We start from the raw sequence: 8,770 nt of genomic DNA, 5'->3' as shown, positions 1-8,770 counted from the left end.
ATCGAGGCGGCGATTGACCGCGCCACATCGCTGGGCGTCAAGAAGGCGATGATGCTGCCGGTCTCGGCGCCTTTTCATTGCGCCATGATGCAGCCGGCCGCCGATGCGATGGCCGAGGCGCTGGCCGCGACGGTGATTTTGCCGCCCGCCGTGCCTGTGGTCGCCAATGTCACCGCCCGTCCGACCTCGGACATCGAAACCATCCGGCGGCAATTGGTTGAACAGGTGACAGGCCGGGTGCGCTGGCGCGAAAGTGTGATGTGGATGGTCGAGGAGGGCGGCATCACAACGCTCGCCGAAGCCGGGGCCGGCAAAGTGCTCACCACCATGCTGAAACGCACCACCAGGGACGCGAATGGCGTGCCGCTCAATGTGGCCGCCGATCTGGAAGCCTTCGCGGCTTCGCTGAAAGAGGATGTCTGAGAATGTTTGATCTGACCGGCAAGAATGCGCTCGTCACGGGCGCCACAGGCGGCCTCGGCCAGGCGATCGCCAGGGCGCTGCACGCGCAAGGCGCGACCGTCGCGCTTTCGGGCACACGTGAGAACGTGCTGCAGGAGCTGGCCGCCGAGCTGGGGGCACGCACCCATGTCCTGCCCTGCAATCTCTCCGATGCCGAAGCGGTCGACGCGCTGCCGAAACAGGCGGCCGAGGCGATGGGCTCGATGGATATTCTCATCGCCAATGCCGGCATCACCCGCGACCAGCTGTTGATGCGCATGAAGGATGATGACTGGGACATGGTGCTTCGGGTCAATCTGGAGAGCTATTTCAGGCTATGCCGCGCCGCCCTGCGCGGCATGATGAAGGCGCGTTGGGGCCGTATTGTCGGCATTACCTCCGTCGTCGGCGTGACCGGCAATCCGGGGCAGACCAATTACTGCGCCTCCAAGGCCGGCATGATCGGTTTTTCCAAATCCCTGGCCCAGGAAGTCGCCTCGCGCGGCGTCACGGTCAATTGCGTCGCGCCGGGATTCATTGCCTCGCCGATGACCGATGTGCTCAATGAAGAGCAGCGTAAGGCCATCCTGACAAAAATTCCTGCTGGTGATCTGGGTACGGGCGATGATATTGCTGCTGCGATTGTTTACCTGGCCAGCCAGGAAGCCAATTACGTGACCGGCCAGACACTTCATGTGAATGGCGGTATGGCGATGATTTAGCGTAACAACTTGCCAGAATGAGCACGGTTGCCCATTCTGGTCACCGCTCGGGAAGTATGTTACTTGCCCGCGCATCTTGGTGAAGGCGGCCCGGTTTTGGGGCGCTATGCCTCCTTTCCTGCGCCGTTGATCTCCTGCGGCGAATTACCATGAGGGTCTGAAATGTCTGACGTTCTCGAGCGCGTTAAAAAAATTGTTGTTGAGCATCTCGATGTCGACATCGAAAAAGTCACGGATAATGCGAGCTTCATCGACGATCTGGGCGCCGACAGCCTGGACAATGTTGAACTCGTGATGGCGTTTGAAGAGGAATTCGATATCGAAATCCCCGACGACGCTGCCGAGCACATCCAGAAAGTCGGCGACGCGGTGAAGTTCATCTCCGAGAAAGTCGGTTAAAGACCAGTCCATGCGGCGCGTTGTCGTCACGGGTATTGGTCTGGTCACACCGCTTGGCTGTGGCAAGGATATCGTCTGGGGACGTCTCCTTGCCGGTCAATCCGGCCTGGGCCTGATCGAGCATTTTGAAACCGGCGATCTGGCCTGCCAGATCGCCGGTCTCGTGCCGCGTGTCGATGGCCGCGGCGGTGGTTCACCTGACGATCCCGGTGCCTTTGCACCCGATAGCGTCATGAGCCCGCGCGACCAGAAGCGCGTTGATGATTTCATCCTCTACGGTATTGCCGCGGCAGATTACGCGATCGCCGACAGCGGCTGGGTTGCGAAAACCGAAGAAGAGCGCTGCCGCGCCGGTGTGATGATCGGTTCCGGTATTGGCGGTCTGGAATCCACCTATAACGCCTCCATCGACCTGCACGAAAAAGGTCCAAGGCGGCTCTCCCCCTTTGTCATTCCCGGCCTGTTGATCAATCTCGCCTCCGGCCAGGTTTCGATCCGGCACGGGCTCAAGGGCCCCAATCACGCCGTCGTGACGGCCTGTTCGACCGGTGCGCACGCGATTGGTGATGCGGCGCGGATGATCGCGCATGGTGATGCCGACATGATGGTCGCCGGCGGCGCCGAAGCGGCGGTTTGCCGTCTGGGCATTGCTTCCTTTATCGCCTGCAAGGCGCTATCGACCGGTTTCAACGATAATCCAACCGCCGGTTCGCGCCCCTGGGATCGCGACCGCGACGGTTTCGTGATGGGCGAGGGCGCCGGTGTCGTCGTGCTCGAGGAATATGAGTGCGCCAGGGCGCGCGGCGCGACCATCTATGCCGAGGTCAAGGGCTATGGCCTGTCCGGCGATGCCCACCACATCACCGCACCCGCCGATGATGGCGATGGCGGTTTCCGGGCGATGTCCGCGGCGCTGAAAGATGCCGGCCTCGATCCGTCCGAGATCGATTACGTCAACGCCCACGGCACTTCGACGCCCAAGGGGGACGAGATCGAATTGCGGGCCGTCGAACGTCTGTTCGGCAGCAGCGATGTCGTGATGTCATCGACCAAATCGGCGATCGGGCATTTGCTCGGCGCTGCCGGTGCCGTCGAGGGAATTTTCTCCATCCTGGCGATCCGCGACGGGATTTGCCCGCCCACCCTCAATCTTGACAATCCGTCGGTCTCGACCTCGCTCAATCTGGCCGCCCACAAGCCGGTCAGGCGCCCGGTCCGCGCGGCGCTATCGAATTCTTTCGGATTCGGTGGCACCAATGCCTCCGTGGTATTCGTCGCGGTCGATTAATTGCACCGCTTTTCTTCGGGAGGCTCCATGAGTGATGTCAAAACGCCTCAGGCGAAGGTCAACGCGAATGCCAGGACCAAGGGCGGTGTGGCCGGTGTGATCCTGTGGCTCTTCGTCAGCCTTCTGGTGCTGGCCTTGCTGGCCGCCGGCGCGGTCTATGGCGGGTATCGCTGGCTGCAGGCGGAATTCGTCGCGCCCGGCCCGGCGATGGCGGAAACCGTTATCCTGCTGCCGCGCGGGACCGGCCTGGTACGGATTTCCAGTCAGCTTGAATCGGCCGGTCTGATCGAGGATGCCCGCCTGTTCCGCGCCGCGGTGACGCTCGATGGCGGCGACCGCTCGTTGCGGGCCGGCGAATATGCCGTGCCGGCCGGGTCAAGCATGGCGCAGATCTATGAATTGCTGCGCACCGGGCGCACCATGCAGCACCCGGTCACCTTCGCCGAAGGTCTGACGAGCGCGATGATCGTGGCTGTGCTGCAAGAAGCCGATGTGCTCACCGGCGAGATCGCTGACATCCCCGCTGAAGGCAGTATCCTGCCGGAAACCTATCTGGTCGACCGGGGCACTGACCGGCAGGTCGTGCTCGACCGCATGCTCGCAGCCCAGCAAACCCTGCTCGATGAGCTCTGGCCACATCGCGCGGAAGACTTGCCGTTTGAAACCCGAGAGGAGGCGATCATCCTCGCCTCGGTGGTGGAGAAGGAGACTGGAATTGGCGCCGAGCGCGCCGAAGTCGCCGCAGTCTTCGTCAATCGCCTGCGCCGCGGCATGCGGCTGGAGAGCGATCCGACTATCATCTATGGCATCACCCGCGGCGAACCACTCGGCCGCGGTCTGCGCCGCTCCGAGCTCGATAATGCGGCCAATGCCTGGAATACCTACCAGAATGACGGCCTGCCGCCGACGCCGATCGCCAATCCGGGTGCTGAGTCCATCGCCGCCGTGCTCAACCCGGCGGAGAGCCGGGCGTTGTTCTTTGTCGCCGACGGGACCGGCGGACACGCCTTTTCCGCCACCTATGCCGAGCATCAAAGGAATGTCGCGCGCTGGCGCCAGATCGAAAGGGCCCGCCAACGCGCGGGCGATTAATATGGCTCAATTGTCCGGCATGACGGGCTTTGCCCGCACCGAGGCCAGCTTTGAACAATTCAGCTGGGTCTGGGAGGCGCGCAGCGTCAATGGCAAGGGGCTCGAAGCCCGTTTCCGCTTTCCCGGCGGCTATGACCGTCTCGAGGCGGGTGCCCGCGATCTGGCCAAGGCCCGCTTTGCACGCGGCAATATCCAGGCGAGCCTGACGCTCAATCGCGATGCGGCCCAGGCGGCGCTGCGAATCGATACCCGGCGCATTGATGCCATCCTCGCCGCCGCCGAGCCCTATGTCGTCAGTGGCCGTGTCCTGCCGGTCAGTTTCGACGGCTTGCTGACGGTGCGCGGTGTCCTTGATGTCGAGGATCGCAGCGAGCCGGAGGATGCCGACGAGCTCGACGCCGCCCTGCTCGAGAGCCTGGCACTGGCGCTTGATAGTCTGCGCAATGTCCGCCTGGTCGAGGGCGGTGAGCTGAAGGCGCTGCTCAGCGGCCATGTCGACACCATCGAGGCGTTGACGCACCAGGCAGAAACCAGCGCTGCAGTGCGGCTGGATGCGATCCGCGACCGCATCGCCGCCAAATATGCCGAGCTCCTGCCGCAGGGACTCGATCCGGAGCGTCTGGCGACCGAGGCGGCTGCGCTGGCGGTGAAGATGGATGTCCGCGAGGAACTCGACCGTTTGCATGCCCATATCCGCGCCGCGCGTGAGCTGCTCGACGCCGGTTCGCCAACGGGCCGCAAGCTCGACTTCCTGTCACAGGAGTTTAATCGCGAGGCAAACACTCTATGCTCCAAGTCCTCCGATTCTTCACTGACCCAGATTGGCCTCGCCATGAAGAACGCGGTCGACCAGTTCAGGGAGCAGGTACAGAATGTCGAGTGACGGACATCCCCCGATCTTTCGTGGCGGCCGCCGCGGCGTATTGCTGGCCCTGTCCAGCCCGTCGGGTGCCGGCAAGACCACGCTGTCAAAGCGCCTGCTAAGCCAGAATCCGGATGTTGTGCTTTCGGTCTCGACCACGACGCGCCAGCCTCGCCCCGGCGAGGTTGACGGGCAGGACTACCACTTTGTCAGCGTCGACGAGTTCAAGGCGCAGATTGAAGCTGGTGATTTCTTTGAGTGGGCCGAAGTGTTCGGGCGCTATTACGGTACGCCGAAATCCCTGGTGCTCGACGCCATTGATGATGGCCGTGATGTGATTTTCGACATCGACTGGCAGGGCGCCCAGGCGCTTGCGGCGCAGGCTCCGGAAGACACGGTTCGGGTCTTTATTCTGCCGCCGTCGCTGGATCTGCTCGAGGACCGGCTGAGCAAGCGCGGCCAGGACACACCGCAAATCATCAGCGACCGCATGGCGCGCGCCAAGGACGAGATCAGCCATTGGCACGAATACGATTATGTCATCGTCAATGATGATTTTGCCCGGGCCCTCGACAAGCTCAACCAGATCCTGCACGCGGAACGCCTCAAGCGCTCGCGCCACCCGTGGCTGGACGGTTTTGTCGGCGCGCTTATGGCTGAGTAGCCCGCGCAGCGCGCCAGGCCCTGGCGAGCGCCTGGAAGCCGGCAATGTCGATCGTCTCGGCGCGGGCGCCGGGCTCCAGGCCCGCCGCGGCAATCAGATCTTCCGTTGATGCCGTCGTCTGGCTTGCCGCCTGCCCGAGGCTGCGACGCAAGGTCTTGCGCCGTTGGCCGAATGCCGAGGCGGTGACAACTCCCAATGCCTTGAGGTCGCCGAAGCGCTTGGCATCGGGCAGTGGGTCGAGCATCACAACGGCCGATTCCACCTTGGGCGGTGGCGTGAAGGCCTGGGCGGGTATTTTCATCACCATCTGTGCGGTGCACACCGATTGGGTCAGGATGGCGAGCCGCCCATAGGCCTTGTCGCCAACGCGCGCGACGATCCGGTCCGCCACTTCGCGCTGGAACATCAGCACGGCGCGCCGCCACCAGATCGGCTGCGCCTGCAGCCATTTGATCAACAGGATCGTGCCGACATTATAGGGCAGGTTGGAGAGGATGACGCGGTCCTCCCCGCTCAGGATCGCCGCTTCATCAATCGTCAGCCCGTCGGCTTCCAGCACGGTCACCTGGCCGGGCCAGGCCTGGCTGATTTCTTCCAGTGCGGGCAGGAAGCGCGCATCCTTCTCTACCAGGGTGAGATGCTTGGCGCCGGCGCCCAGAATGGCCCGCGTCAGCCCGCCCGGTCCGGGACCGATCTCGATCGCCTCGCTATTCGACATGTCGCCGGCAAAACCGGCGATCTTGGCGGTCAGGTTGAGATCGAGCAGGAAATGCTGGCCGAAGGATTTTTTCGCGGCCAGGTCATGGCGCGCAATGACGTCGCGAAGCGGCGGCAGCGGATCGGTCATGCGCGGTGTCCGGCGATATTGGCCGCCGCATCAATCGCGGCGAGCAGGCTGTCGGCGCGGGCTATTCCGCGGCCGGCAATGTCGAAAGCCGTGCCGTGATCGGGCGAGGTGCGCACGATGGGCAGGCCGAGCGTGATATTGACGCCGCCATGGAAGTCGAGCGTCTTGACCGGGATCAGGCCCTGGTCGTGATAGAGGCAGATGGCCGCATCATAGCCGGCGCGGGCCTCGGCATGGAACATGGTGTCCGGAGGCAGGGCGTCGGTGATGGCAATGCCTTCGGCGCGTAGCCGCGCGGCGGCGGGGTTGATGATGTCGATTTCCTCACGCCCCAATGAGCCCGTCTCGCCGGCATGGGGATTGAGCCCGGCCAGGGCCAGTCGCGGCTCCGCTATGCCAAAATCGCGCTGCAGGGCCTGATGCGTGAGGCGGGCAATCTGTTCTATCCGTTCTGCCGAGAGTGTCGCGACCGCATGCGCGAGCGGTTCATGGATCGAGGTCAGCACGACGCGCAATCCGCCGCCAGCGAGCATCATGGCCGGACCCCGCTGTCCTGGTACGGGATGGTCGCGGGTGAGCTCTGCGAGAAATTCGGTATGGCCGGGGAAGGTGAAGCCGGCCTCATACATCACGGATTTGGCGATTGGCGCGGTCACGAGGCCAAGCGCCGCGCCGGACAGGCAAAGCGCAACCGCAGCCTCGATACTGGCCCTGGCCGCGGCGGCATGGCGTGGGTCGGGCGTGCCGGGTGTGAGCGGAGCGGTGATCGAGACGGGTGCCGGCAGGACGGGCAGGGCGTCAGGGAAGCGGTTTGCTGCATCGGCCAGTTCCGCGAGTTCGACCGGTTCGGGCAGGGCGAGACTGCGTGCACAGGCGCGCAGCACTGCAGGATCGCCAATACAGGCAAAGACCGGCCCGCGGGCTCGTCGCTTCGCCCATGCCTTGAGGATGATCTCTGGGCCGATACCAGCCGGATCACCCATCGAAACAACGACAGGTGAGGCGTTTGGCATTAGTCGCGAATCTCGACCGTGCCGTCGCGGCGCAAATCTCTCAGCCAGCGGCGCGAATGCAGGGACAGCTGCTGGCCACGCAATTGTGATTCCAGGTCATCACGGCTGGGAACACCCGGGCCGGCAATGGTGCGCTCGCAAACGATCAGGCTCTGCAGGCCTGCTGCGGTCTGCAACACGCCGGTATTGCCACCCTCACGCAGCGGCGCCAGGGCTTCGCTGAATTGCGGCAGCAGCGCGTCGGCACCGATGGCACCGAGCGGTGTGACAACCGAACCCGGAATGCGACTGGCGACCGCATCCGCCTGGGCGCAGGTTGGATTGGCGGCCAGGGCACGGGTCAGGGCGGCGCTGGAATTGGGCTGAACGGCGCTGGCGGGAACGGTGATCTGGACCAGGTCGTATTGCAGGGTTGTGGTGCCGTCACGTGCGGCCACGAGGGCAACGATCATGTAGCCACCGGGAACACGGACCGGGTTGGACAGGGCGGCGCCGCCCTGGCTCTGGGCGTATTGCTGCATCAATTGCGGCAGAATGGTCGCCACCTCCGGCGGCAATTGCGAGGCGACGATCCAGCCGATATCGCCGCCATTGGCGGCAGACGGCGCGTCGGAATATTGCCGTGCCAGCTCCGGGAAGGGGGCGCCGCGTTGCAACTGATCCATCACCGCGATGACCCGCTCAACGGTTTCCTGTTCGCGATTGACGCTGGGAATTTCGAAGAAGAGCTCGAAAATCCGGTATTGCGGCTGTGAGGCGCTGGCGGCGAGGCGTTCCAGCGCCATCTCGATCTGTTGATCGCTGATGCGGATTCGCGAGCCATAGCGGCCATTGACCAGAACCTGCCAGGCGATTTCTGCTTCCAGCTGGTGGCGCAAGGTCAGGATATCAACGCCGGAGCGTTCCAGATCGCCGACAATGGTGGCGATCGTCGTGTTATTGCGGTCGGCGAGATCCTGGATCGATCGATTGATCTCTTCCTCGGTGACGTCGATTTCATACTCCCGGGCCGCCTGCAATTGCAGGGTCTCATCGACCAGGCCACGAATCGCCTGGCTCTGGATCTGGGCCAGGGTCGCCGGATCGAGCTGGGTGAGGCCGGTCGAGGCGATGATCAGGCGCATACGATTGCGCACATCCACCGTCGTGATCGGTTCATCGTTAACGAGCGCGGCGACGCCCTCGGTCGATTGTGCCATGGCGCCAGGCGCCGTGATCACGAGCAGGGACGCCATCAGCGTCAGCACAAGGTTTTTAACGGCTATCATCAACATTCGCTATCCGGTTCCGCGCGGAACATTACCCAAAGACGCTGCGGGTGCAATCGCCCGGCACTGTAGTTTAATCAGGAGTCACGCCACCCAGCGTGAACAGGGTGATGCGTATCTGGATGGATTCCGACGGGCCGAGGCTCGCAATGAGGTCATCCTCGCGCTGATAGA

At 63.6% G+C, this 8,770-nt stretch carries 9 protein-coding genes and 1 pseudogene; 7 read left to right on the top strand and 3 right to left on the bottom strand.

Annotated features, from left to right (window positions below; translation table 11 throughout):
• From AAC023_RS12250 to gmk, 7 genes and pseudogenes are all read left to right on the top strand, one after another.
• Positions 1-423: pseudogene (locus AAC023_RS12250) on the top strand (malonyl CoA-acyl carrier protein transacylase); the annotation flags it as partial.
• Between the two features lie 2 nt (positions 424-425).
• Positions 426-1,163, top strand: coding sequence for a 3-oxoacyl-[acyl-carrier-protein] reductase (fabG, locus tag AAC023_RS12245; protein ID WP_339741486.1), 738 nt, complete (start codon positions 426-428; stop codon positions 1,161-1,163).
• 162 nt (positions 1,164-1,325) lie between these two features.
• Positions 1,326-1,562: an acyl carrier protein gene (locus tag AAC023_RS12240; protein ID WP_091770144.1), complete on the top strand. Its 237-nt coding sequence runs from the start codon at positions 1,326-1,328 to the stop codon at positions 1,560-1,562.
• Between the two features lie 10 nt (positions 1,563-1,572).
• Complete coding sequence (gene fabF / locus AAC023_RS12235; protein WP_339741485.1) at positions 1,573-2,850, top strand: beta-ketoacyl-ACP synthase II; 1,278 nt, start codon at positions 1,573-1,575, stop codon at positions 2,848-2,850.
• A gap of 27 nt (positions 2,851-2,877) precedes the next feature.
• Positions 2,878-3,942, top strand: a complete 1,065-nt coding sequence (gene mltG / locus AAC023_RS12230) for an endolytic transglycosylase MltG (protein WP_339741484.1) — start codon at positions 2,878-2,880, stop codon at positions 3,940-3,942.
• Between the two features lies 1 nt (position 3,943).
• Positions 3,944-4,825, top strand: coding sequence for a YicC/YloC family endoribonuclease (locus AAC023_RS12225; protein ID WP_339741483.1), 882 nt, complete (start codon positions 3,944-3,946; stop codon positions 4,823-4,825).
• Positions 4,815-5,468, top strand: coding sequence for a guanylate kinase (gene gmk / locus AAC023_RS12220; protein WP_339741482.1), 654 nt, complete (start codon positions 4,815-4,817; stop codon positions 5,466-5,468). Before AAC023_RS12225 ends, gmk begins: the two co-directional genes overlap by 11 nt.
• Here gmk and rsmA read toward each other — a convergent pair.
• From rsmA to AAC023_RS12205, 3 genes are read right to left on the bottom strand one after another with little or no spacing between them, the layout of a single operon-like run.
• Positions 5,455-6,315, bottom strand: a complete 861-nt coding sequence (gene rsmA, locus AAC023_RS12215; protein ID WP_339741481.1) for a 16S rRNA (adenine(1518)-N(6)/adenine(1519)-N(6))-dimethyltransferase RsmA — start codon at positions 6,313-6,315, stop codon at positions 5,455-5,457. The genes gmk and rsmA overlap by 14 nt on opposite strands.
• On the bottom strand, positions 6,312-7,328 hold the full coding sequence (gene pdxA / locus AAC023_RS12210) for a 4-hydroxythreonine-4-phosphate dehydrogenase PdxA (protein WP_339741480.1): 1,017 nt from the start codon (positions 7,326-7,328) through the stop codon (positions 6,312-6,314). Before pdxA ends, rsmA begins: the two co-directional genes overlap by 4 nt.
• The gene (locus AAC023_RS12205) at positions 7,328-8,602 is read right to left on the bottom strand and encodes a peptidylprolyl isomerase (RefSeq protein ID WP_339741479.1); all 1,275 of its coding nucleotides are present in this window, start codon (positions 8,600-8,602) and stop codon (positions 7,328-7,330) included. The genes pdxA and AAC023_RS12205 overlap by 1 nt, the downstream gene beginning before the upstream one ends.
• Between the last annotated feature and the right edge of the window lie 168 nt (positions 8,603-8,770).

The sequence above is a fragment of the uncultured Maricaulis sp. genome (assembly GCF_963976135.1).
In the GTDB taxonomy this organism is placed as follows: domain Bacteria; phylum Pseudomonadota; class Alphaproteobacteria; order Caulobacterales; family Maricaulaceae; genus Maricaulis.
Note: the sequence above shows the minus strand (reverse complement) of the source record. Positions and strands in the feature narration are given on the sequence as shown.